This window comes from Cryobacterium soli (assembly GCF_003611035.1).
Classification (GTDB): domain Bacteria; phylum Actinomycetota; class Actinomycetes; order Actinomycetales; family Microbacteriaceae; genus Cryobacterium; species Cryobacterium soli.
Genome location: NZ_CP030033.1, coordinates 3,535,977 through 3,557,228 on the forward strand (window position 1 = coordinate 3,535,977; position 21,252 = coordinate 3,557,228).

Consider the following 21,252-nt stretch of genomic DNA (forward strand, 5'->3'; position numbering starts at 1 on the left):
GCGGCGCCCGGCGCGTGTTTAACGGCTACGCCGCCCGCGGCAAGGACGCGAGGTGGCGTCCGTGGCCGACGGCCAGGTCCTCTGCGTTCGATTTGAGTTCAGCCGCGAGCTGCGTGAACTGGTCCAGAGCCGGATTCACACCCACGAGGGTGAATTCGCGAGTCACGACCGCGAGGTCGAGCTGCCAGACGTCTTCGAGGATGCGCCGCATCCAACCGGTCGCGTGGTCCCACCCCTCCCTCGGCGTGCCGGCGGTGTAGTTGCCGCCCTGGACCGTGACGAGCACCGCGGGCTTTCCCGCGAGGATCGGCGGCTGCCCCGGCGCTAGGCGCGGGTCGGTCAGCACGAGGTCGACATAGGACTTGAAATGCTGCGACACACCGAAGTTGTACAGCGGCACGGCGAAGAGCAACGCCTCGGCATCGGCCAATTCGTCGGTGAGGATGCGCGCCAGATCGGCGGCTGCATTCTGCTCTGGGGTCCGTTCGGCGTGCGGGAGCGCCGATCCGTTCACGATATTCGACCACGCGCCGGCCGGGACGGGGTCGGTGCCGACCTGACGGCGCACGACAGTGTGGTGCGGGTGGATGGTGCGCCACTCGACCTCGACAATGTCGGCCAGGGCGCGGCTGGTCGAGCCCTCGACGCGGATGCTGGCGTCCAAACGGAACAGGGACATGGAACTCCCTCGGTCTGTCCTGGCTGTGCGCCAGGGTTGGTTACGTTCAGTAACTCTGTACGATGAGATTCGGTTACCGCAACCGATCCCCTGTTACCTCGCGGTAACCGATGGAGGGCGAGATGAACCAGAAAACAGCTGCTGCCGCGTTGCACGAACGACTCAACGAGTCCATGCCCACCATGGCCGAGCTCTGCACGAGCCAGGACCCCTCGCTCTTCCGGTCCTTGCTGTCGCGGATCGGTGACAAATGGACCCTGCTGGTGATCGGAGTCCTCGGCGATGAGAGGAAGCGATTCACCGAACTGGCCGAGATCATTCCCGGGATCTCCCGGCGGATGCTCACGGTGACCCTGCGTGCCCTGGAGCGCGACGGCCTCGTGGCGAGAACCGTCTACGCCGAGGTTCCCCCGCGAGTGGAATACGAGCTCACGGCGCTGGGCCAGTCGCTGCAGCTGGTGGCTCTGTCGATGGGGGACTGGGTGAGCGAGCACCAGCACACGATCGCGCTCCACCGTCACCAATTCGACGACCGGGCTGCGGTGGAGCCGACCTGAGACGACGGCGAAACCGCCTGGTTGGTATCACGCGGCCCTGGAACGCCGTTGTGAGGTCGTTCTCAGTTGCACCTGCGATGATGGTGGGTCCACGTGACACCGCCGTTGCAGACCTCTCATAGACCTGACACGGAAAGGCCACTTGTGATCGATGTTCTCGGGCTGTCCCTGCCCGCTTTCCCCGTTGCCGCGCTCGCGGCAATCGTTCTCGCCCTCGCGATCACCGCGATCGCCGCGTTCGCGTTCCGCCTGGTCGGCAAGCGCAAGGGGTGGGCGCGCGTGCTCGTGCAGCTCATCCGGGTGCCGTTCCGCATGACTGTGCTGATCGGACTGCTGTGGCTTGCGGTGTCGGGATACCTCGACGTGCCCGCGGGCTGGGATACCACGGTGGGCTTCGTCTTCCGGGCCCTGTTCATCGGAAGCGCCACCTGGCTGCTCTGCGCGCTGCTCTACTACGCCGAGGAGATGGCCGCCAACCGGTACCGCATCGACGTGCGCGACAACCGCGTGGCCCGCCGGGTGCGCACCCAGCTGCGGATGATGCGGCGCATCGGCATCGTGATCCTCATCATCTGCGCCATCGGCACCGTGCTGCTCAGCATCCCCGGCGCCGCCACGGTCGGGGCCAGCCTGTTCGCCTCCGCCGGCCTGCTCAGCGTCGTGGCGGGTCTCGCCGCCCAGTCCACCCTGGCGAACATCTTCGCCGGCATGCAGCTCGCGTTCAACAACGCCCTGCGCGTGGATGACGTCGTCATCGTCGAGGGGGAGTGGGGCAAGATCGAGGAGATCACCCTCACCTACATCGTCGTGCACATCTGGGACGACCGCCGCATGGTGCTGCCGTCCACCTACTTCACCACGACCCCGTTCCAGAACTGGACCCGGCACAACAGCGAACTGCTCGGCGCCATCGAGTTCGACCTGGACTGGCGCGTGAACCCGGCCGCGATGCGGGAGGAGCTCAACCGCATCGTCGCGCAGACCGACCTCTGGGACGAACGTGCCGTCGTGCTCCAGGTGACGGATGCCGTGGGCGGCTACGTGCGTGTGCGCGTGCTCGTGACGGCGCAGGACGCGCCGACCCTGTTCGACCTGCGCTGCTTCGTACGGGAGAACCTGATCGACTGGGTCAACGCCGAGAACCCCGACGCCCTGCCGATGAGCCGCGTCGAGGTGCGCCACGAGCCAGAGGCCCCGCCCGCGCGCCCGTCGTCCCGCGGCCGCAAGCCCGCCCGCCCCGTCATCGAGGCGCCCGGCCTGTTCTCCGGCGACGAGGGCGGCAAGGAGCGCGCCCAGCACTTCACCGAGTCCATCACCGTGCAGGACTGGGAAGACGCCCCCGAGTCCCTCCCCGCGCCCCGCTAGTCCGGCCCGCGCCCGCACAGTGCTCGCTGACGTGCCACTTCGCGCCCATTGCGCGGGCGGGCGCAGCGGCACGCGCGGCGCGGAGGTGTTTTAGGCTGTGCGCATGACTACCTCCGGTGACTCCGGCCTCCCCACCGACACGACGCCCGCCGACGCGACGCCCGCCGACGCGACGCCCGCGGGCGCCGGGAAGCGCGCCCTGGTGCGCCGGCCCGTCGACATCCTCGCCGAGGGGCAGATCACCCACATCGACCGCGTGCCCATCGACCTCCAGCTGGCCCGCTCCCAGTGGGAGGGCTATGTCGCGGCTCTGCGGGTCGAGGGGTGGACCACTACCGAGGTAGCACCGGCGCCCGACCAGCCCGACTCGGTGTTCATCGAGGACGCCGTGATCCTCTTCGGGCGAACCGCCGTGATCGCCAGCCCGGGAGCGCCCAGCCGGCGTGGCGAGACCGCTGCCGCTGAAGCCGCCGTACGCGACCTCGGCCTCACCGTGCACCGGGTCGAATCGCCCGGCACCCTCGACGGCGGCGACGTGCTCAAGGTTGGCCGCACCGTGTACGTCGGCCAGAGCCTCCGCACCAACGCCGAAGGCGCCGCGCAGCTCGCCGCCATCGTGGAACCGCTCCGCTACACCGTCGTGCCGGTCCCCGTGACCCGCGCCCTGCACCTCAAGACCGCGATCACCGCGCTGCCGGACGGCACCATCATCGGCTACCCGCCGCTCGTGGACGACTCGGGTCTGTTCGCGAAGTTCCTGCCGGTGCCGGAGGCAGAGGGCACCGCCGTCGTGATCCTCGACGAGAACACCCTGCTGATGTCCGCGGCGGCCCCACAGACCGCCGAGCTGCTCACCGGGCTCGGATACCGCACGGTGACCGTCGACATCACCGAGTTCGAGAAGCTCGAGGGCTGCGTCACCTGCCTGAGCGTGCGGGTGCGCTGACCCGGTCCGGCACGGATGCGCCCGGCCTCGCGCCCGCATCCGCGGTCGAACCAGGCGCCGGCCGAAATTCACTCTTGCGCCCGGCGCGCCCGGGGCCCTATCCTGAAAGGCTGCCTGAACAGGGGGGCACAAGACGATGAACAGACGCGCTCAGGAGGCCGACATGACCAAGACCGCCCGCACCACGCTCGCAACGATTGCGACCGGCGCTGCCTTCGTCCCGGCGCTCCGACTCGCCTCCGCCTAGGAGTCCGGCCGCACCGAAGCTGCCCGCCTCCGCGGGCACTCATCTATCGCGGGCTTCACCGCCCGCTTCTCCTCTCGGACGCGGCACCCCCGCGCCAGCACGGGCACCACCGTCGGCTTCGCCACGGCCCCCGCACCGACTCAGCACGCATCATCCACCCCGCTCGACGCCAGAATCGCGCGGGTTTAGCAGGAACGACTCATGACCTCCACTGCAGAACAGCATCCGCCCCACGTCGTGCCCACGCCGGCCGCCCGACGCAACACCCTCCGCACGCTGCTGCGGCTGTACCCGTTCGCCAAGCCCGCGCTGCCGCGCATCGGGCTGGGCATGCTGTCTGCGCTGCTCGCCTCGCTCGTGGCCCTGGCCATCCCGCAGGTGCTGCAGCAGCTCGTCGACGGCGCTCTCAGCCAGGGCGACACCGCCCCGATCTGGCCCGCCGTGCTCACGGTGCTGGCTCTCGGCGTGCTCGAGGCCGTGATGATCGCGCTGCGCCGCTGGTTTGTGCTGGTGCCCGGCACCCACATCGAATCCCGGATGCGCAACGCCCTCTACGCCCGGCTGCAGGACCTGCCCGTGACCTTCCACGACCGCTGGCCGAGCGGGCAGCTGCTCTCGCGCGCCATCAGCGACCTCAACATGATCCGCCGCTGGATCTCGTTCGGCCTGGTGCTGCTCGTGGTGAACTTCCTCACCATCCTCGCCGGCGTCGTGATCCTCGTCTCGATGAATTGGATCCTCGGCCTGATCTTCCTGGTCTGTTCGATCCCGATCTGGATCTACGGCTACGTCTTCGAGGAGAAGTACTCCGTGATCGCCCGGCGCAGCCAGGACCAGTCCGGCGACCTCGCGACCGCCGTGGAGGAGTCGGTGCACGGCATCCGGGTGCTGAAGGCGTTCGGCCGCGGCAGCTTCGCGCTCAAGAGCTTCGCCAACCAGGCGGAGGAACTGCGCGGCACCGAGATCGAGAAGGCCCGTGCCATCGCCGGTATCTGGCTGTGGTTGCTGCTCGTTCCCGATGTGGCGTTCGCGCTCTGCCTGGTCTCCGGCGTCTGGCTCACCAGCCAGGGCCAGCTCAGCGTCGGTGAACTGGTGGCCTTCTTCGCCACCGCCACCGTGCTGCGCTTCCCCGTGGAGTCGATCGGGTTCCTGCTGTCGATGACGTTCGACACCCGCACCGCCACCGACCGGTTCTTCGACATCCTCGACACCCCGAACACCATCACCGACCCGCCCCGCCCGGTCACCATCACCGCCCCGCGCGGCCGGCTGGCGTTCGAGAACGTGCACTTCCGCTACGCCGACTCCCCGGAGCGCTTCCCCGACCTGCTCGACGGGGTCGACCTGGTGCTCGAACCCGGCGAGACCATGGCGTTGGTCGGGCTCACCGGTTCCGGCAAGTCCACCCTGACGGCGCTCACCACCCGGCTGTACGACGTGACGGATGGCTCGGTGACACTCGACGGGGTCGACGTGCGCGCCCTTCGCCGGGAGGAGCTGCGCCGGCACATCGCGATGGCATTCGAGGACGCGACGCTGTTCTCGGCATCCGTGCGGGAGAACGTGCTGCTTGGGCGCCCGGAGTTCGCGGAGCGGAGCCCGGAGGCCGACGCTGTGCTCGCCGAGGCGCTGGACATCGCCCAGGCCGGTTTTGTGCACGACCTGCCCGACGGGGTCGACACCCTCGTCGGCGAGGAGGGCATGAGCCTGTCCGGCGGGCAGCGGCAGCGCGTGGCGCTGGCCCGCGCCGTCGCCGCGGCGCCCGCCGTGCTCGTGCTCGACGACCCGCTCTCGGCCCTCGACGTGAACACCGAGTCGCTCGTGGAAGCCGCCCTGCGCCGGGTACTGGTGAAGACCACGGCGCTGATCGTGGCGCACCGCCCGTCCACTGTGATGCTCGCCGACCGGGTGGCGCTGCTGGAGGACGGCCGGGTCACCGCGGTCGGCCGGCACTCCGAACTGCTGGCCTCGAGCCCGCACTACAAGTTCGTCATCTCCAGCCTGGAAGACGAGGAACGACGAGAGTCCAACCGAACGGGAGAATCGCTGTGAGCGTCACCGGCGTCGAAGGCGAAGAACGCCTCGACTACACCAAAGCGGAAAGCGGCCAGATCCGCCGTCGTTCGCTGCGCCTGCTCGGCTCGCTGCTGTTCCCGGTGCGCTGGTCGGTGGTCGTGGCGATGTTCGTCGTGGTCGTCTCCACGGCCGCGCAGGTCGCCGGCCCGGCCCTGATCGCCTACGGCATCGACAAGGGCCTGCCCGCGCTGATCAACCAGGACTGGATGCCGCTGGCGGCGACCGGCGCGGTCTACCTGGTCACCGGCGTCACCGGCGCCCTGCTGATCGCCTGGTACACCGTGCTCTCCGCGCGCATCAGCCAGGCCGTGCTCATCGACCTGCGCAAGCGCGTCTTCCTGCAGACCCAACGGCTCAGCCTCGAGTTCCACGAGTCGTACACCTCCGGGCGCATCATCTCCCGGCAGACCAGCGACCTGGACGCGATCCGCGAACTCCTCGACTCCGGCATCAACCAGCTCGTGCAGGGCCTGCTCTACATGGTGTTCACCGCCATCGCGCTGGTCACCCTCGACGGTGTGAGCGGGCTCGTGCTGCTCGTCGCGCTGGTGCCGCTGCTCGCGCTCACCCGCTGGTTCCAGGTGCGCTCGCAGCACCTGTTCCGCCGGTCGCGCACCGCGTCGGCGAGCCTGATCGTGCAGTTCGTCGAGACAATGACGGGCATCCGTGCCGTCAAGGCGTTTCGTACCGAACCGCGGAACGAACGGGTCTTCGGCAAGCTCGTCGAGGCATACCGGCTGGTCAACGCCCGGGTGATCCAGCTGTTCGGGGTGTTCGACCCCGGGCTGATCCTGATCGGCAACGTCACCGTCGCCGTGGTGCTGCTGGTCGGCGGCTTCCGCGTCGCCGACGGGCAGCTGGCCATCGGAGCGCTGCTGGCCGCGCTGCTGTACACCCGCCGGTTCTTCGACCCGATGGAGGAGATGGCGATGTTCTACAACTCCTACCAGTCGGCCGCCGCGGCGCTGGAGAAGATCTCCGGGGTGCTCGAAGAGCAGCCCGGGGTGCCCGACCCGATCAAGCCGGTGGACCTGTGGACGTCAACCGGAGCCGTGCAGTTCGAGAACGTGCAGTTCGAGTACCAAGCGGACCGGGTCATCCTGCCGCACTTCGACCTCACCCTGGAGCCGGGGCAGACCATCGCTCTCGTCGGCTCCACAGGTGCGGGCAAGTCGACGCTGGCCAAACTGATCTCCCGGTTCTACGACCCGTCCGACGGCCGGGTGCTGCTGGACGGCGTGGACCTGCGCGACCTGCACCCCAAGGATCTGCGCCGGGCCATCGTGATGGTGACCCAGGAGGCGTACCTGTTCAGCGGGAGCGTCGCCGACAACATCGCGATCGGCAAGCCAGGGGCCACCCGGGCGGAGATCGAGGCGGCGGCGCAGGCCGTGGGCGCGCACGACTTCATCGTGGGCCTGCCCGGCGGGTACGACACCGACGTCAACAAGCGCGGTGGCCGGGTCTCGGCCGGGCAGCGTCAGCTGATCTCGTTCGCGCGGGCGTTCCTGGCCGACCCGGCGGTGCTGATCCTCGACGAGGCCACCTCGTCGCTGGACATCCCCAGCGAACGGCTCGTGCAGGAGGCCCTGCAGACGCTGCTCAGCGACCGCACTGCGGTGATCATCGCGCACCGGCTGTCGACGGTGGCGATCGCCGACCGGGTGCTCGTCATGGAGAACGGCATCATCGTGGAGGACGGCACCCCCGACATGCTCATCTCGGGCACCGGCCGGTTCTCCAAGCTGCACGCCGCCTGGCGCGAGTCCCTCGTCTGACCCTCCCGCGAACTGTGACTCAGGCACCGAAAACCCGAGGTTTCTTGGGGCTTGGGTCACGGTTCGCGGGCTAGGACGGGCCCAGCGGAGGCGGGGCGGTGGGGTCCGCGAGAGGATCGCCCTTCAGCTCGACGAAGATCGCATGGGTGGGCGATGCGCCGGTGTTCTCGCCCGAGTGCACCTGGGCGGGTAGCCAGCGCGCCTCGCCGGCATCCAGAACCGTATCGAAGACCCGGTCGCCCAGCGAGAGCCGGCGGCTGAAGTCGCTCAGGGTGACCATGACGCTGTCCGGATGCCGGTGCGGCGTGGTCTTCGCGCCCGGGTCGTCGCGGTACTCGAGCACCCGCACCCGGTCGTTCTCGAACAGCACCTGGTAGTGCTCCGGGTTGGAGGTCACCGGGTCGGCGGGTTCGGCGCCGGCCGGCCGGGGTCGCGGCGGCGTGTCGGCCCCGCGGCCCACCGCGGCTCCTTCCGGGGCCTCCAGCGGGTGTGCCTGGGCGTGATCGTCGGCCGCATTCATGCAGGCACGATACACCCGCCGCGACCTGCGAGCTAAGCCCCGAGAATCCCGGATTTTCAGGCTGGAGTCCCAGTTCGCGGGGGGTGTGGGCGGGGGTTTGAGTCGGCCGTGTTTCGGGCATGTCAAAGCCTTCGAACCACTGGCCGAGAACCCGCCCGACACGCTTGACACGCCTAGGCGGGGCCGCGAATCTGAACCCAGAGAACACCACACAACCGCCCAGGACCGAGTCAGCTCGGTCCTCGAGCCGTCACCCCAGCCGGTGGCGCGCCTGTCTGATCGGGGGATCACCCAGCATGCAGTCAGTCACCATCGTGGGCGCGGGGGTGGTGGGGCACGCAAGCGCAGCCGCCTTGCGCGCCCACGGCTACACCGGACACCTCACGATCGTCGGCGCCGAACGCCACCGCCCCTACGACCGCCCGCCGTTGGGCCGGGGCTTCCTCACCGGAGAGACCACCATCGGGGAGCTGGCTCTCGAGGCCCCCAGCGAAGACCTCGGCGCCGAATGGCGACTCGGCGTGCCCGCCGTGGCCCTCGACGCGGCCGCGCACCGGGTGACCCTGGCCAACGGCCGTACCCTCGAGTCGGATGCCGTGGTGATCGCCACGGGGTCCTCCGCGCGCCGCTTCCACCCGATGCCCCGCGGAGTGCACACCCTCCGCACCGTCGAGGACGCCCTCGCGCTCCGCGAGGAACTCCTGCCCGGCGCCCGCATGATCGTGGTCGGCTCCGGCATCGTCGGCCTCGAGGTGGCATCCACCGCCCGCGACCTGGGCCTGCAGGTCACGGTGCTCGGCAGTACCACGGATGCGCTGTGCACAGCATTCGGCGGAGCCGTCGCCGACGCCGTCTACCGGCTGCACTCCCGGCGGGGCATCACCGTGCGCACCGACCTGCGGGTGGCCGAGCTGATCGGACCCGGCTGGGTGTCCGGGGTGCGGCTGACCACGGGAGAGGAGATCGGCGCCGACGTGGTGCTGCTCGACATCGGTTCGGTTCCGCTCGCGGGGTGGCTCGGCGAGGCCGGGCTCGACCTGCGCGGCGGCGTGGTCTGCGACGAGGCGGGCGCCACCGCCGTGCCCGGCGTCGTTGCCGTCGGGGACTGCGCGGCCTGGTTCGACCCTGTCACCGGTCTGCACCGGCGCATCCCGCACTGGAGCGACACCCGCGACCGGCCGGGCATCGCCATGGCCGCGCTCCTCGGGGTCGACCCGGCGGAGGCGCTGACGCCCGCCCGGGTGACCTCGGAACAGGGCGGCGCTCAGGTGCAGTTCGCCGGCCGGCTGCGCGGCGGCGAGGACGTCACCGTCGAAGCGGGCAGCCCGTCCACCGGCGACCTGGTCGCGGTCTACCGGCGCGGTTCAGTTCCTGTCGCGGTGCTCGGTATCGACCAGCCGCTGCAGGTCGCCGACTGGCAGGCCCGACTGGAGCTGGCCCCGGTCGACCCGGTCACGGGCGCCAGCGGGCTCGGCTGAGATCCACCCGGTAGGCCGCATCCGGTGCGGTCGCGGTGAGCAATGGGGTGTGCTCGGCCCGGTAGTGCTCCAAGGCCCGGTCCTCGTGCCCGACCGGCGGATGCCCGCTCGCGCGGATCACCCGCCACCACGGCGCATCCGCCCCGAACTGCGCCATCGTCTGACCCACCACCCGGGCGGCGCGGGAACCGAGGGTGGCGGCCACATCGCCGTAGGTCATCACATGGCCGGGCGGGATGGAGTCCACGATCTCGAGCACGGCCGCCACGAACGGGGTGGCTGGATTCAGGCGCACTGGCTGAGGTGTGCAGGCTTAGAGCGTGAGGGCGCCGATGACCTCGCCGAACTGGGTCTCGCCGATGTCGACGAAGCCGATGCGGTGGAAGAAGGCCTCCGGGCCTTCCTCGCCGGGTTCCCAGATCACCGTGATGCGGTCGAAGCCGCGGTGGCGGGCTTCTTCGGCGAGGGCTTCGGCGGCGAACTTACCCACGCCCATGCCCTGCGCCTCTGCGTCGACGTTGATGCGCCAGATGCAGGCGCGGAATTCTTCCTGGGGCGATTCGGGGTCGAAGTTGCCGTGGATGAAGCCGGCGACCTCGCCGTCGAGCAACACCACCCGCTGCCACGCCGTATTGGGGTTGATCACGGATGCCGCCACCGAGTAGGAGACGGGCGCGATGAATTGCTCCTGACCGGGCTTGAGGCTCAGGTTGTTGGCCGCGACGATGTTGCGTGCGGACAGTTCTTCCAGTCGGAGTTCAGGCATGCACCTAGGGTATCGTCCGGTCGCGAAGGCTGATAGTCGGGTTTGTGGGGGACCTGCTTCCCGGGCCGTTTCCGACCGGTCAACTCTCTCGATGTCAAGATAGTTACCGCCCTCGGCTAGGATTGTTCACGGCCACCACGCCCCGACTCACTGAGGAGAATCCATTGTCGAAGATCAAGGTTGCAGGTACAGTCGTCGAACTCGACGGGGACGAGATGACCCGCATCATCTGGCAGGCCATCAAGGACTCCCTCATCCACCCGTACCTCGACATCGACCTCGAGTATTACGACCTGTCGATCCAGAAGCGTGACGAGACCGACGACCAGATCACGGTCGACGCGGCCCACGCCATCCAGAAGCACGGTGTCGGTGTCAAGTGCGCCACCATCACCCCCGACGAGGCACGCGTCGAGGAGTTCGGCCTGAAGAAGATGTGGGCCTCGCCCAACGGCACGATCCGCAACATTCTCGGCGGCACGATCTTCCGCGAGCCGATCATCATCTCCAACATCCCGCGCCTGGTGCCGGGCTGGAACAAGCCCATCATCATCGGCCGCCACGCGTTCGGCGACCAGTACCGCGCCACGAACTTCCGCTTCGAGGGCGAAGGCACCCTCACCATGACCTTCACCCCGAAGGACGGCGGCACGCCGCAGGAGTTCGAGGTCTTCCAGGCGCCCGGCAGCGGCGTGGCCATGGGCATGTACAACCTCGACAAGTCGATCATCGACTTCGCCCGCGCGTCGCTCAACTACGGCCTCGAGCGCAACTACCCGGTCTACCTGTCGACCAAGAACACCATCCTCAAGGCGTACGACGGCCGCTTCAAGGACATCTTCCAGGAGATCTTCGACACCGAGTTCAAGGACCGCTTCGAGGCCGCAGGCCTCACCTACGAGCACCGTCTGATCGACGACATGGTCGCCTCCGCCATGAAGTGGGAGGGCGGCTACGTCTGGGCCTGCAAGAACTACGACGGCGACGTGCAGTCCGACACCGTGGCACAGGGCTTCGGCTCGCTCGGGCTGATGACCAGCGTGCTCTCCACCCCCGACGGCAGCGTCGTCGAGGCCGAGGCCGCGCACGGTACCGTTACCCGGCACTACCGCCAGCACCAGCAGGGCAAGCCCACCTCGACCAACCCGATCGCGTCGATCTACGCCTGGACCCGTGGCCTGTCGCACCGCGCCAAGCTCGACGAGAACCCGGCGCTGGCCGAGTTCGCGCACACCCTCGAGGATGTTGTCGTGAAGACCGTCGAGAGCGGCAAGATGACCAAGGACCTCGCCCTGCTCGTGGGCCCGGACCAGGGCTACCTCACCACCGAGGAATTCCTCGCCGCGATCAGCGACAACCTGCAGACCCGCCTGGCGTAACCCGCCACCATTGCATGACGAAGGCCCCGCCCATCCGGCGGGGCCTTCTCTGCGCCTAACTGTTGCCCGCGCGGACGTCTGCGTCCGGTGCGCCGGACGCAGATGTCCGTTTCGGGAACAGTTGGGAAGGGATGTGGCCACAAGGGCAGCCTCTCCTTGCTGGTGCGCACGCGCATCCGAGACGACAATGGAGCCATGTCCACGCTCGCTGGAGCATTCCGCCGGTACCCGGTTGTCGCGGCAGCCATCCTTGTCGGCCTGCTCGGGCTGCCGCTCTGGGCCCTCGGCCTGCCCGTGGCCGTGCAATGGCTGTACTCAGGTCTCGGCCTCGTCGTGGCCGGCATCGAGGCCGTCGGCATGATCCGGCGGATGCGCCAGGGCGCGTTCGGTGTGGACCTCCTGGCGATCATGGCCATCATCGCCACCATTCTGGTGGGCGAGTACGTGGCCACCCTGGTGATCGTGCTGATGCTCTCCGGCGGCGCCGCCCTCGAGGAGTACGCGGCCGGCCGGGCCCAGCGGGAGCTCAACGCCCTGCTCGAACGGGCCCCGCAGATCGCGCACCTGCTGCGCGACGGCTCCTCCGACGTGGAGGACGTGCCCGCCACCCTGGTGCAGATCGGCGACGTGCTGCTGGTGCGGCCCGCCGAGATCGTGCCGGTGGACGCCGAACTGGTCTCCGCATCCGCCGCGTTCGACGAGTCGTCGCTCACCGGGGAGAGCCTGCCCGTTGAGCGCCGCACCGGCGACCCGGTGCTCAGCGGCTCGATCAACGGGCAGGCCGCCGCCACCGTGCGGGCCACGGCGCTCGCCGCGGACAGCCAGTACCAGCAGATCGTGGCGCTGGTAGCCGAGGCCGCGGCGAGCAAGGCCCCAGTGGTGCGGCTCGCCGACCGCTACGCGGTGCCGTTCACGGCCGTGTCGTTGCTCATCGGTGGGATCGCCTGGGTAGTCTCCGGTGACCCGGTGCGGTTCGCCGAGGTGCTCGTGGTCGCCACCCCCTGCCCGCTGCTGCTCGCGGCGCCGGTGGCGTTCATGGGCGGCATGAGCCGCGCGGCCCGCAACGGCATCATCGTCAAGGGCGGGGGAGTGCTCGAGAAGCTCGCCCGCGCCCGCACGGTGGTGTTCGACAAGACCGGCACCCTCACCTACGGCGCGCCCACCATCGCCCGGGTGGCCCCAGAAGCCCCGTTCAGCGCCGACCAGCTGCTCACCCTGGCGGCATCGGCCGAGCAGTACTCGTCGCACGTGCTCGCCGCCTCCGTGATCGCGGCCGCCGACAAGCGCGACCTCACCCTGCTCCGCACCGACTCCGCCACCGAGGTGCCCGCGCACGGTGTGACCGCCCGATTCGACGGCCGCGAGGTCGTCGTGGGCAAGCTGTCGTTCGTGGCCGAGCACGCCCCCGACGCCTACCCGGCCGACCTCGCCGGCGGCGAACTGGCCATCTACGTCGCCGTCGACGGCCGGTTCGCCGGCAGCGTGGTCGCCAGCGACCAGGTGCGCGACAACGCTCGGGCCACCGTGCAGGCCCTCGACCGGCTCGGCGTGCACGAGTCGGTCATGCTCACCGGCGACGCCCGCCCCACGGCCAACCACATCGCCCGGCTCGTGGGCATCACCCGGGTGCGCGCGGATTGCCTGCCGGTCGACAAGGTCGACGCGGTGCGCGCCATCCGTGAGCGGCCCGTGATCATGGTGGGCGACGGCGTCAACGACGCCCCGGTGCTGGCCGTGGCCGATGTGGGCATTGCGATGGGTGCCAAGGGGTCCACCGCGGCGAGCGAGTCGGCGGATGCGGTGATCCTGCTCGACGACCTGTCCCGCGCCGCGCGGGCGGTCAGCATCGGCCGGGACACTGTGCGCATCGCCCTGCAGAGCATCTGGCTGGGCATGGCGATGAGCCTCGGACTCATGGTGGTGGCCGCGTTCGGGCTGATCCCCGCCACCATCGGGGCGCTGCTGCAGGAGCTGGTCGACCTCGCCACGATCCTCAACGCCCTGCGCGCCATCGGCGGGCGCCGGGACGTGCGCGCCCGCCGTGCGGCCGCGCGGGTGCAGACGGCAGCCCAGCCGGTGCCCACCCGCTGAGCCGCCGCCGCCCGGCGGCCGGGGCCGGGCCGCTGACGGCCTAATCTGGAGGGATGCGACGCATCCGTTTTCCGTTCGGCTCCACCCCCAGCCGCACGGCGAACGAACCCCGGCTCGGCCGTGACGTGTACGTGCTCGGCGTCATCGCGTTCTTCGTGATGGTGGGCTTCGGCGTGGTCGTGCCGGTGCTGCCGGTCTACGTGAAGAGCTTCGGCGTGGGCAACCTCGAGATCGGCGCCGTGGTGTCGGCGTTCGCCCTGATGCGCTTCGTCGCCAGCCCCGTCTGCGGCAAGCTCATCGACTGGGCCGGGGAACGCACCATCCTGGCCGTGGGCATCGGCATCGTCGCCGTATCCAGCGGCCTGGTCGGCATCGCCGGCAGCTACCCGCAGCTGTTGCTGCTGCGCGGCGCTGGCGGCATCGGTTCGGCGATGTTCACCGTCGCCGCCATGACGCTGCTGCTGCGCACCACCGCCCCGGGCATCCGTGGCCGCGCCGTCGGCTTCTACCAGGGCGGCTTCCTCATCGGCGGCATGGCCGGGCCCGCCCTCGGTGGCCTGCTCGCCACCATCTCGCTCACCGCCCCGTTCTTCTTCTACGCCGGCACCCTCGCCGTCGCCGGCGTGATCGGCCTCGTGCTGTTGCAGCCGGCCACTCGCGTCGCCGCCGGCGGCACCGGTGCTGCCGCGCCCTTGCTGCCGCTGCGCACAGTGCTGCGCGACCCCCGCTTCCGGGCCGCCTGCCTGGCCAACTTCTCCCAGGGCTGGTCGTCGTTCGGCGTGCGCGGCGCGCTCGTGCCGGTTCTCGTCGTGGAGGTGCTCAAGGGCCCCAGCGCTTGGACCGGCATCGCCTTCGCGATCGCGGCCGTCGCGCAGACCCTCGCGTTGGCGCCGGCGTCCCGGTTCGTCGACACCGTGGGCCGCAAACCCGCCATCATCGGGGCGTTCCTCGTGGCGGCTGTGACGATCACGGCCATCCCGTTCGCCCCGAACATCGTGCTGCTCACCGTGCTGCTCTGCGTCTACGGGGTCGCCGCGGCGTTCATGGGCACCGCGCCGGCCGCATCCGTCGGCGACGCCGCCGGCAGCGCGGGCGGGCGCCCGGTCGCGATCTTCTCGATGTTCTCCGACTTCGGCGCCATCGTCGGCCCACTCGTGGCCGGCCTGCTCGCCGACACAGTGTCGTACCCGGCCGCGTTCCTGCTCGGTGGCCTGCTGTTCGTCGCCACGTCGCTCTATGCGCTGCGGATGCCCGGCGGCCTGCCCGCGCAGCCCGCCCCGGAGCCGCCCGCGCCAGCGGCCGCCGATCCCCTCGACCGCTAAGCCGCCTGGCGCCCCGGTTCGGACGGGGGAGGAGTGGTCCTCGGCCCCGGTCGGTCCTACGGTGGGGGCATGGCCTACCTCGAGGTGCCCGTCCCGGCCGACCTGGCGCCCGATGTGCAGCGGCTCTGGTACCTCGAGCAGCCGGCCGAGGAGCGCTACGAGCGGATTTTCCCCCAGCCTGCTCTGCATCTGATCGTGAACCTCTCTGACCCCTGCGGGCAGAGACGCGAAACCGGGCGGCGCCGCCGGCGGTGCTGCGGGCCTGGGCCGGCATCCAGAAGGACCCGGATGCGCCCATCCCGCTGATTGCGGCGGCCGCCGGCACCAGCCACCACCGGCTGATCGACGAGTTCCGCACCTGGTGCGGGGTGACACCCAAGACCTACGCCGATATCGTGCGGTTCCGCCAGTTCATCGATACCCTGCCGCTGCAGGGGCCGATGCCGAGCTGGGCCGAGCTGGTGGCCACCTCCGGATACTACGACCAGCCCCACTTCATTCGGGTGTTCCGCGCGTTCACGGGTCTTTCGCCCACCCGGTACCTCGACATCGTCGCCCGCTACGGTCCCGAGTACGCCGCCTTCGTGCCGCTGGCGGAGCTGGACGGAGTGCCGGAATTCTCCAAGACCCCGCGAGCCGTGAGGCCTAGCGTGACAGTGTCCCGGACCGGCCGGGACGACCACTCCCGGGAGCTCTCATGGATGTCTCACTCAACTGGCTGGCGGTCGCGCTGGCCGCGATCTCGTCCTTCGTCATCGGCGGGCTCTGGTACTCGCTGCTGTTCGCCCGGCCCTGGCAGCGGGCCGCGGGTGTCACGGACGACCAGCTGAAGACCGGCACCGCCCGGGTGTTCCTCGGGTCGCTGATCCTGGCGCTCGTGATGGCGCTCAGCCTGGCCGCGTTCATCGGCTCGAACGGGCTGGCCTTCGGCGTGTTCGCCGGGTTCGCCGCCGGCGCGACGTTCGTGGCTGCCGCCTTCGGCGTGAACTACCTCTTCGAGCGGAGGAGCCCGGTGCTGTTCTTGATCAACGGGTCGTACAACGTGGTGTCCTTCACCACGATGGGCGCCATCATCGGCGCGCTGCAATAACGCTCAGGCGCCGAGTTCCTTGCGGCCTGAGATGACGCCGCTGACGGTGGCGACGACGGCGAAAACGCCGGCCACGATCGGCTGGCCGAGGTCCCACCAGGCGAGGGCGGCGGCACCGAACACGAAGATCTCCACGATCGCCTTGCCGAACGGGTCGAGCCGGAACACGGCTTTCGGCGACCGGAACAACGCCCAGACCAGGATCGCGAACGCCGGCGCGAGAATGCCGAACAGGATGCCCGGCCACGGCAACGGCCAGGCCAGGAACCCCCAGAGCGCCAGGCTCACGAAGGCAAAGAGTTCGAGCACAAAACGCAGGACGTCGTTGACGCCGACGGCGGGGGTGGGGCGGGTGTCGTTCACCCGCCAATCCTACCGGCGAGGCTACTTGAAGATGATGGTGCGCACTCCGTCGAGCAGCACCCGGTTCTCGGCGAACCACTTCACGGCCTGGGTGAGCGTGCGACTCTCCTCGTCCTGCCCGATCGCGACGAGCTCGGCGGGCGTGCGGGAGTGGTCCACCCGCACGACGTTCTGCTCGACGATCGGGCCCTCGTCGAGCTCGCTCGTGACGAAGTGCGCCGTGGCGCCGATGAGCTTCACCCCGCGGGCGTGCGCCTGCTTGTACGGGTTGGCGCCCTTGAAGCCGGGCAGGAACGAGTGGTGGATGTTGATGGCGCGGCCCTCGAGGTAGGCGCAGAGTTCGGGGGAGAGGATCTGCATGTAGCGGGCCAGCACCACCAGTTCGATGTCGAACTCCTCGACGGCCTCGACGACGCGGGCCTCGAAGGCGGCCTTGCTCGCCGCATCCGTGATCGGCAGCGACTCGAACGGCACCCCGTAGAAGCCGACCAGGTCGCGCAGGGTGCCGTGGTTGCTGAGCACCAGGGGCACCTCCACGGGCAGCTGGCCGCCGCGCTGACGGAAGAGCAGGTCGTTGACGCAGTGCCCGGCGGTGGACGCGAGCACCAGGGTGCGCAGCGGCCGGCCGACGACGTCGATCACCGACGCCATGCCGTACTTCTCCACCACGGGCGCGAGTGCGGCCTGCATCTCGGCGCGGTCCGCCGGGGATTCCACCTGCAGGCGGATGAAGAACCGGCCGGTGTCGGCGCTGGAGAACTGCTGGCTCTCGGTGATGTTGCCGCGGGCGCCCACGATGGCGCCGCTGACGTCGTGCACGATGCCCGGCTGGTCGGGGCAGACGAGGGTGACGACCAGGTGGTGATGGTGCGCGGGCGGCAGGCTGGGGTTCATCGCACCAGATTACCCGGCGCGGCGAGCGTGCTCGGCGGCGCATCCCGCGGCGATCCGGGTGCGGCGCTCGGGAATGCGACGGATGCCAGCGCGTTATCCCCGAGTGCAGGCCGGAATTCAGCGGCCGGGAGAGCACGTAAAGCGGCGCAATAATCCGGCAACGTGGTGGTTGCAGCGACGAAACTCCCGGATGCTGAGATAGACACCAGGCAGCCACACTGCCGAGGTACCCAGGAATGACGCGAAGCGGAAGGTAGACACACGATGACCGAAGGAACCCTGCGGGCGCTCGATACTCGGCCGACGACCATCACCGGAACCGTCATCCACGGCAACGCCTGGGGCCGGGTGATCGGCTTCCCCACCGCGAACATCGAGGTGCCCGACTTGATGGCGCACACCGGCATCTGGGCCGCCATCGTGCACGGCGCGGGGCTGCCGGCCGCCGGCGTGCTCGCCGCCGTGTCGGTGGGCACGCGGCCCACGTATTACGGCGACGCCGGGCATCCGCTGCTCGAAGCGCACCTGCTCGACTTCGCCGGCGACCTCTATGGGCAGGAACTGTCCGTTGAGCTGCGGCTGTTCCTGCGCGCCGAGGTGGCCTTCGTCGACACGCCCGCCCTCGTCGACCAGCTCGCCGTCGACGTGCAGAACACCCGGGACTGGTACGCCGCCGGGGCCCGCGCCGCCGCCTGAGGTCACCGAGCCACACCGTGCACCGGAAACAACGCGCCGACGAGATATCCGGCTAGGCTGGTTCACGGCCGGCGGAACACGCTTGGCCCCGGGCGCGCACGTCGGCGCGCACCGCTTGAAGAACCCGCTCAGCCCGGCCGTGACAGCCGCCGGAGCCGAGGGCAAGCGGAACCTGTCTGTGAGCCACAGCACCCATGTCATTTACTGCGCCCATCTCGCTGCCGTCCACCGGTATGCCCCGCCCCGACCAGAAGGCCCCCACCGGAGCCTTCCCGTGGATCGGCCTGATCGCCCTCTCCGCCGCCGTCTTCCTCTCGGTCACCTCCGAGATGCTGCCCACCGGCCTGCTGCCCGAAATGAGCACCTCGCTCGGGGTCAGCCAGTCCGACGTGGGCCTGCTCGTGTCCTGGTTCGCGTTCACGGTCGTGCTCACCAGCACGCCGCTGGCACTCCTGACCCGACGGATGCCCCGGCACGGCCTGATCGTTCTCGTGCTCATCGTGTTCGCGTTGAGCAACGTGCTCACCGCCATCGCGCCCGACTACACCTTCGTCGTCATCTCCCGGGTGATCGGCGGACTGGCGCACGGCCTGTTCTGGGGCGTCGTGGGCGCCTACTCCGCGCACCTCGTGCCCAAGGATCAGATCGCCAGGGCCGTGTCGATCACCATCGCCGGCGGCACCCTCGCGTTCGTGTTCGGTGTGCCGCTGGGCACCTTCCTCGGCCACCTGCTCGGCTGGCGGCTCTCGTTCATCGTGCTCGCCGGGCTGATGCTCGTGGGCGCCGTGGTGATCTGGCGGTTCCTGCCCAAGGTCGAGCACTACACCGGCAAGCGCACCGAGTCCGTCACGACGGCGACCGGAACCATCACGGTGGCCAAGCTGCCCCGCGACCCCACCATCGGCCCGGTCGCGCTGGTCTGCGTGATCACCGCGCTCACGATGATCGGCCACTACACCTTCTACACCTACATCGCGCCGTTCCTCAGCGACACCCTCGGTGTGGGCAGCGACGCCGTCGCCCCGCTCCTGTTCGCGTACGGCATCGCCGGCGCGCTCGGCCTGTTCATCAGCGGCGTCGTATTCAGCAAGCGCCCGCAGCTGGGCCTGGTGCTCGGGATGTCGGTGACGGTCGTCAGCGTCACCGTGTTGGCGCTGTTCACCCAGACGCTGCCCGTGGCGATCGGCGCCTTCCTGGTCTGGGGCCTCGCGTTCGGCACCTTCCCGCCGCTGCTGCAGACCCGGTTGCTGCACACCGCGTCGGTGCGCATCCGCGACACCGCCAGCGCCGTCTACACCACCGCGTTCAACGTCGGCATCGGCCTGGGCGCGTTCGTGGGCGCCTTCCTGCTCGATCAGGTGGGCCTGGGCTCCGTGCCGTTCGTCTACGTGGGCATCATCGTGCTCGCCCTGGCGCTCGTGCTGGCCAGCGACGTCGTCATCCGCCGCCGCGCGCTCTGACCCCGCCCCACGACTGTTGCCGAATCGGACCACTGCGTCCGGCGTGCCGGGCGCAGCTGTCCGGACGGGGACCAGTTAGGGGCGTGAGGATGCCCCGCGAGCCGGCAGCGGGGGACGGGACGCCGCGATCTCGAGGATGCGGCCGCGGCAGGCGTACCAGCCCAGCACCAGCGCCGGGATGATCAGGCCCAGCGAACTGATCGTGAGCGTGCCGACCGGCCAGTCGAAGGCCATCAGCACGAGAACCGTGGCCAGGAACGCCAGGGTGAGGTAGCCGGTGAACGGGGCGCCGGGCATCCGGAACGCCGGCCGGGTGAGGATGCCCGCCTTGGCCCAGGCCTGCAGCCGCATCTGGCAGAGCACGATCATGCCCCACGCGCTGATGATGCCGATCGCGGCCATGTTCAGCACGATCTCGAACGCCTCGTCAGGTACGACAGCATTCAGTGCCACCCCGAGCAGCGTGACCACACCGGTGAGCAGGATGCCGCCGAACGGTACCCCGTTACGGCTCACCTTGCCGGCGAAGCGCGGCGCCGACCCGGCCAGCGACATGGACCGGAGGATGCGCCCGGTGGAATACAGTCCGGCATTCAGCGACGAGAGTGCCGCGGTGAGCACTACAAGGTTCATGATCACATCGACCCCGTCGATGCCGATCGAGCCGAAGAACGTCACGAACGGGCTCACTCCGGCCTCATATGCCGTATACGGCAACAACAGTGAGAGCAGCAGGATCGAGCCGACGTAGAACACCGCGATGCGCACGATGACCGTGTTGATGGCCTTGGGCATCACCTTTTCCGGGTTCTCGGTCTCGCCGGCGGTGGTACCGATCAGCTCGATCGACGCGTAGGCGAAGACCACGCCCTGCACCACGAGCACCGAGGCCAGCAAACCGTTGGGTAGCCAGCCGCCGTTGTCGGAAATGAGCGAGAAGCCAACGGCGGCTCCTTCCACCGGGGTGCCGAAGATGACCATCCAGGTGCCGACCAGCAGGAACACCACGATCGCGACGACCTTGATCAGCGCGAACCAGAACTCCAGCTCGCCGAACACCGTGACGGAGAGCAGGTTGAGGCTCATCACCACGGCCAGCGCGATCAGCGCGAACAACCACTGCGGCACCTCGCCGAACGGCGCCCAGTAGCGGCCGAAGAAGTCCATGTACAGCGCCACCGCCGTCACGTCCACGATGGCCGTCATCGCCCAGTTGAGCCAGTACAGCCACCCGGTGACGAACGCGGTCTTCTCACCGAAGAACTCCCGCGCGTACGAGACGAAGGAGCCAGAGGTGGGCCGGTGCAGCACCAGCTCGCCAAGCGCCCGCAGGATGAGGAACGCGAAGAAACCGCAGATGGCATACACGAACACCAGGGCGGGACCTGCGCTGGCGAGCCGTCCGCCTGCACCGAGGAACAGCCCGGTGCCGATGGCGCCACCGATCGCGATCATCTGTACATGCCGGGCCTTGAGCCCCTTATGCAGGCCCTGGTCCTCGTGCACACTCAACGCGTCGTCGATGTGCTCCAGCGGCGTTTCGTC

21 protein-coding genes are annotated in these 21,252 nt (G+C 69.5%); 14 read left to right on the top strand and 7 right to left on the bottom strand.

The features are described 5' to 3' along the window. Positions 1–25: 25 nt before the first annotated feature. Positions 26–679 (bottom strand): FMN-dependent NADH-azoreductase, encoded by a 654-nt coding sequence (locus DOE79_RS16405; RefSeq protein WP_120339412.1) that lies wholly within the window; start codon positions 677–679, stop codon positions 26–28. A 122-nt stretch (positions 680–801) separates the two neighbouring features. Between DOE79_RS16405 and DOE79_RS16410 the strand changes: the two genes are divergently transcribed. The 5 genes from DOE79_RS16410 (at position 802) to DOE79_RS16430 (ending at position 7,648) form a co-directional block, all read left to right on the top strand. Next, positions 802–1,236 carry a winged helix-turn-helix transcriptional regulator gene (locus DOE79_RS16410; protein WP_120339413.1) on the top strand — a complete coding sequence of 145 codons (435 nt, stop codon included), beginning with the start codon at positions 802–804 and terminating at the stop codon, positions 1,234–1,236. A 144-nt stretch (positions 1,237–1,380) separates the two neighbouring features. Continuing rightward, on the top strand, positions 1,381–2,601 hold the full coding sequence (locus DOE79_RS16415) for a mechanosensitive ion channel family protein (RefSeq protein WP_245976983.1): 1,221 nt from the start codon (positions 1,381–1,383) through the stop codon (positions 2,599–2,601). A 103-nt stretch (positions 2,602–2,704) separates the two neighbouring features. Further along, the gene (gene ddaH, locus DOE79_RS16420) at positions 2,705–3,547 is read left to right on the top strand and encodes a dimethylargininase (RefSeq protein WP_120339414.1); all 843 of its coding nucleotides are present in this window, start codon (positions 2,705–2,707) and stop codon (positions 3,545–3,547) included. Between the two features lie 448 nt (positions 3,548–3,995). Then, positions 3,996–5,846, top strand: coding sequence for an ABC transporter ATP-binding protein (locus DOE79_RS16425; protein ID WP_120339415.1), 1,851 nt, complete (start codon positions 3,996–3,998; stop codon positions 5,844–5,846). Next, positions 5,843–7,648, top strand: a complete 1,806-nt coding sequence (locus DOE79_RS16430; RefSeq protein WP_120339416.1) for an ABC transporter ATP-binding protein — start codon at positions 5,843–5,845, stop codon at positions 7,646–7,648. Before DOE79_RS16425 ends, DOE79_RS16430 begins: the two co-directional genes overlap by 4 nt. 70 nt (positions 7,649–7,718) lie before the next feature. Here the strand turns inward: DOE79_RS16430 and DOE79_RS16435 are convergent, their stop codons facing one another. Further along, positions 7,719–8,168, bottom strand: a complete 450-nt coding sequence (locus DOE79_RS16435; protein ID WP_245976984.1) for a cupin domain-containing protein — start codon at positions 8,166–8,168, stop codon at positions 7,719–7,721. A gap of 296 nt (positions 8,169–8,464) precedes the next feature. On the opposite strand from DOE79_RS16435, the gene DOE79_RS16440 reads away from it, so the two are divergent. Further along, positions 8,465–9,646 (top strand): NAD(P)/FAD-dependent oxidoreductase, encoded by a 1,182-nt coding sequence (locus DOE79_RS16440; RefSeq protein ID WP_162942806.1) that lies wholly within the window; start codon positions 8,465–8,467, stop codon positions 9,644–9,646. On the opposite strand, the gene DOE79_RS16445 is transcribed toward DOE79_RS16440, so the two are convergent. Continuing rightward, on the bottom strand, positions 9,621–9,941 hold the full coding sequence (locus tag DOE79_RS16445; RefSeq protein WP_120339418.1) for an MGMT family protein: 321 nt from the start codon (positions 9,939–9,941) through the stop codon (positions 9,621–9,623). The two genes, DOE79_RS16440 and DOE79_RS16445, sit on opposite strands and share 26 nt — an antisense overlap. A gap of 18 nt (positions 9,942–9,959) precedes the next feature. Further along, positions 9,960–10,412 carry a GNAT family N-acetyltransferase gene (locus DOE79_RS16450; protein WP_120339419.1) on the bottom strand — a complete coding sequence of 151 codons (453 nt, stop codon included), beginning with the start codon at positions 10,410–10,412 and terminating at the stop codon, positions 9,960–9,962. A 164-nt stretch (positions 10,413–10,576) separates the two neighbouring features. Between DOE79_RS16450 and DOE79_RS16455 the strand changes: the two genes are divergently transcribed. The 6 genes from DOE79_RS16455 to DOE79_RS16475 all read left to right on the top strand — a co-directional run bounded on the left by DOE79_RS16455 (position 10,577) and on the right by DOE79_RS16475 (position 16,294). Then, complete coding sequence (locus DOE79_RS16455) at positions 10,577–11,791, top strand: NADP-dependent isocitrate dehydrogenase (protein WP_120339420.1); 1,215 nt, start codon at positions 10,577–10,579, stop codon at positions 11,789–11,791. A gap of 195 nt (positions 11,792–11,986) precedes the next feature. Beyond that, complete coding sequence (locus DOE79_RS16460) at positions 11,987–13,882, top strand: heavy metal translocating P-type ATPase (protein ID WP_120339421.1); 1,896 nt, start codon at positions 11,987–11,989, stop codon at positions 13,880–13,882. A gap of 53 nt (positions 13,883–13,935) precedes the next feature. After that, positions 13,936–15,204 carry an MFS transporter gene (locus DOE79_RS16465; protein ID WP_120339422.1) on the top strand — a complete coding sequence of 423 codons (1,269 nt, stop codon included), beginning with the start codon at positions 13,936–13,938 and terminating at the stop codon, positions 15,202–15,204. 69 nt (positions 15,205–15,273) lie between these two features. After that, positions 15,274–15,510 (top strand): DUF6597 domain-containing transcriptional factor, encoded by a 237-nt coding sequence (locus DOE79_RS21180; RefSeq protein WP_425455654.1) that lies wholly within the window; start codon positions 15,274–15,276, stop codon positions 15,508–15,510. After that, positions 15,456–16,034 carry a helix-turn-helix domain-containing protein gene (locus tag DOE79_RS21185; protein WP_120339423.1) on the top strand — a complete coding sequence of 193 codons (579 nt, stop codon included), beginning with the start codon at positions 15,456–15,458 and terminating at the stop codon, positions 16,032–16,034. The genes DOE79_RS21180 and DOE79_RS21185 overlap by 55 nt, the downstream gene beginning before the upstream one ends. Next, positions 15,959–16,294, top strand: a complete 336-nt coding sequence (locus DOE79_RS16475; protein WP_425455727.1) for a DUF1761 domain-containing protein — start codon at positions 15,959–15,961, stop codon at positions 16,292–16,294. The genes DOE79_RS21185 and DOE79_RS16475 overlap by 76 nt, the downstream gene beginning before the upstream one ends. A 3-nt stretch (positions 16,295–16,297) precedes the next feature. On the opposite strand, the gene DOE79_RS16480 is transcribed toward DOE79_RS16475, so the two are convergent. Together DOE79_RS16480 and purU are read right to left on the bottom strand one after the other, a co-directional pair. Continuing rightward, positions 16,298–16,657 (bottom strand): YrdB family protein, encoded by a 360-nt coding sequence (locus DOE79_RS16480; protein WP_120339425.1) that lies wholly within the window; start codon positions 16,655–16,657, stop codon positions 16,298–16,300. A gap of 21 nt (positions 16,658–16,678) precedes the next feature. Then, the gene (purU, locus tag DOE79_RS16485; RefSeq protein ID WP_066597457.1) at positions 16,679–17,551 is read right to left on the bottom strand and encodes a formyltetrahydrofolate deformylase; all 873 of its coding nucleotides are present in this window, start codon (positions 17,549–17,551) and stop codon (positions 16,679–16,681) included. A 264-nt stretch (positions 17,552–17,815) separates the two neighbouring features. Here purU and DOE79_RS16490 point away from each other — a divergent pair, with 264 nt between their 5' ends. Both DOE79_RS16490 and DOE79_RS16495 read left to right on the top strand, forming a co-directional pair. Then, the gene (locus DOE79_RS16490; RefSeq protein WP_120339426.1) at positions 17,816–18,247 is read left to right on the top strand and encodes a riboflavin kinase; all 432 of its coding nucleotides are present in this window, start codon (positions 17,816–17,818) and stop codon (positions 18,245–18,247) included. A 194-nt stretch (positions 18,248–18,441) separates the two neighbouring features. Beyond that, complete coding sequence (locus DOE79_RS16495) at positions 18,442–19,707, top strand: MFS transporter (RefSeq protein WP_245976985.1); 1,266 nt, start codon at positions 18,442–18,444, stop codon at positions 19,705–19,707. Between the two features lie 75 nt (positions 19,708–19,782). Here the strand turns inward: DOE79_RS16495 and DOE79_RS16500 are convergent, their stop codons facing one another. Continuing rightward, a complete protein-coding gene (locus DOE79_RS16500; RefSeq protein WP_245977339.1) occupies positions 19,783–21,240 on the bottom strand; it encodes an amino acid permease in 1,458 nt (485 codons plus the stop codon). Between the last annotated feature and the right edge of the window lie 12 nt (positions 21,241–21,252).

Coding starts and splice junctions, on each gene's coding strand:
- DOE79_RS16405 (WP_120339412.1), bottom strand. CDS start 679: ATGTCCCTGTTCCGTTTGGACGCCAGCATCCGCGTCGAGGGCTCGACC.
- DOE79_RS16425 (WP_120339415.1), top strand. CDS start 3,996: ATGACCTCCACTGCAGAACAGCATCCGCCCCACGTCGTGCCCACGCCG.
- DOE79_RS16495 (WP_245976985.1), top strand. CDS start 18,442: ATGTCATTTACTGCGCCCATCTCGCTGCCGTCCACCGGTATGCCCCGC.
- DOE79_RS16490 (WP_120339426.1), top strand. CDS start 17,816: ATGACCGAAGGAACCCTGCGGGCGCTCGATACTCGGCCGACGACCATC.
- purU (WP_066597457.1), bottom strand. CDS start 17,551: ATGAACCCCAGCCTGCCGCCCGCGCACCATCACCACCTGGTCGTCACC.
- DOE79_RS16410 (WP_120339413.1), top strand. CDS start 802: ATGAACCAGAAAACAGCTGCTGCCGCGTTGCACGAACGACTCAACGAG.
- DOE79_RS16465 (WP_120339422.1), top strand. CDS start 13,936: ATGCGACGCATCCGTTTTCCGTTCGGCTCCACCCCCAGCCGCACGGCG.
- ddaH (WP_120339414.1), top strand. CDS start 2,705: ATGACTACCTCCGGTGACTCCGGCCTCCCCACCGACACGACGCCCGCC.
- DOE79_RS16440 (WP_162942806.1), top strand. CDS start 8,465: ATGCAGTCAGTCACCATCGTGGGCGCGGGGGTGGTGGGGCACGCAAGC.
- DOE79_RS16460 (WP_120339421.1), top strand. CDS start 11,987: ATGTCCACGCTCGCTGGAGCATTCCGCCGGTACCCGGTTGTCGCGGCA.
- DOE79_RS16450 (WP_120339419.1), bottom strand. CDS start 10,412: ATGCCTGAACTCCGACTGGAAGAACTGTCCGCACGCAACATCGTCGCG.
- DOE79_RS21180 (WP_425455654.1), top strand. CDS start 15,274: ATGGCCTACCTCGAGGTGCCCGTCCCGGCCGACCTGGCGCCCGATGTG.
- DOE79_RS16435 (WP_245976984.1), bottom strand. CDS start 8,168: ATGAATGCGGCCGACGATCACGCCCAGGCACACCCGCTGGAGGCCCCG.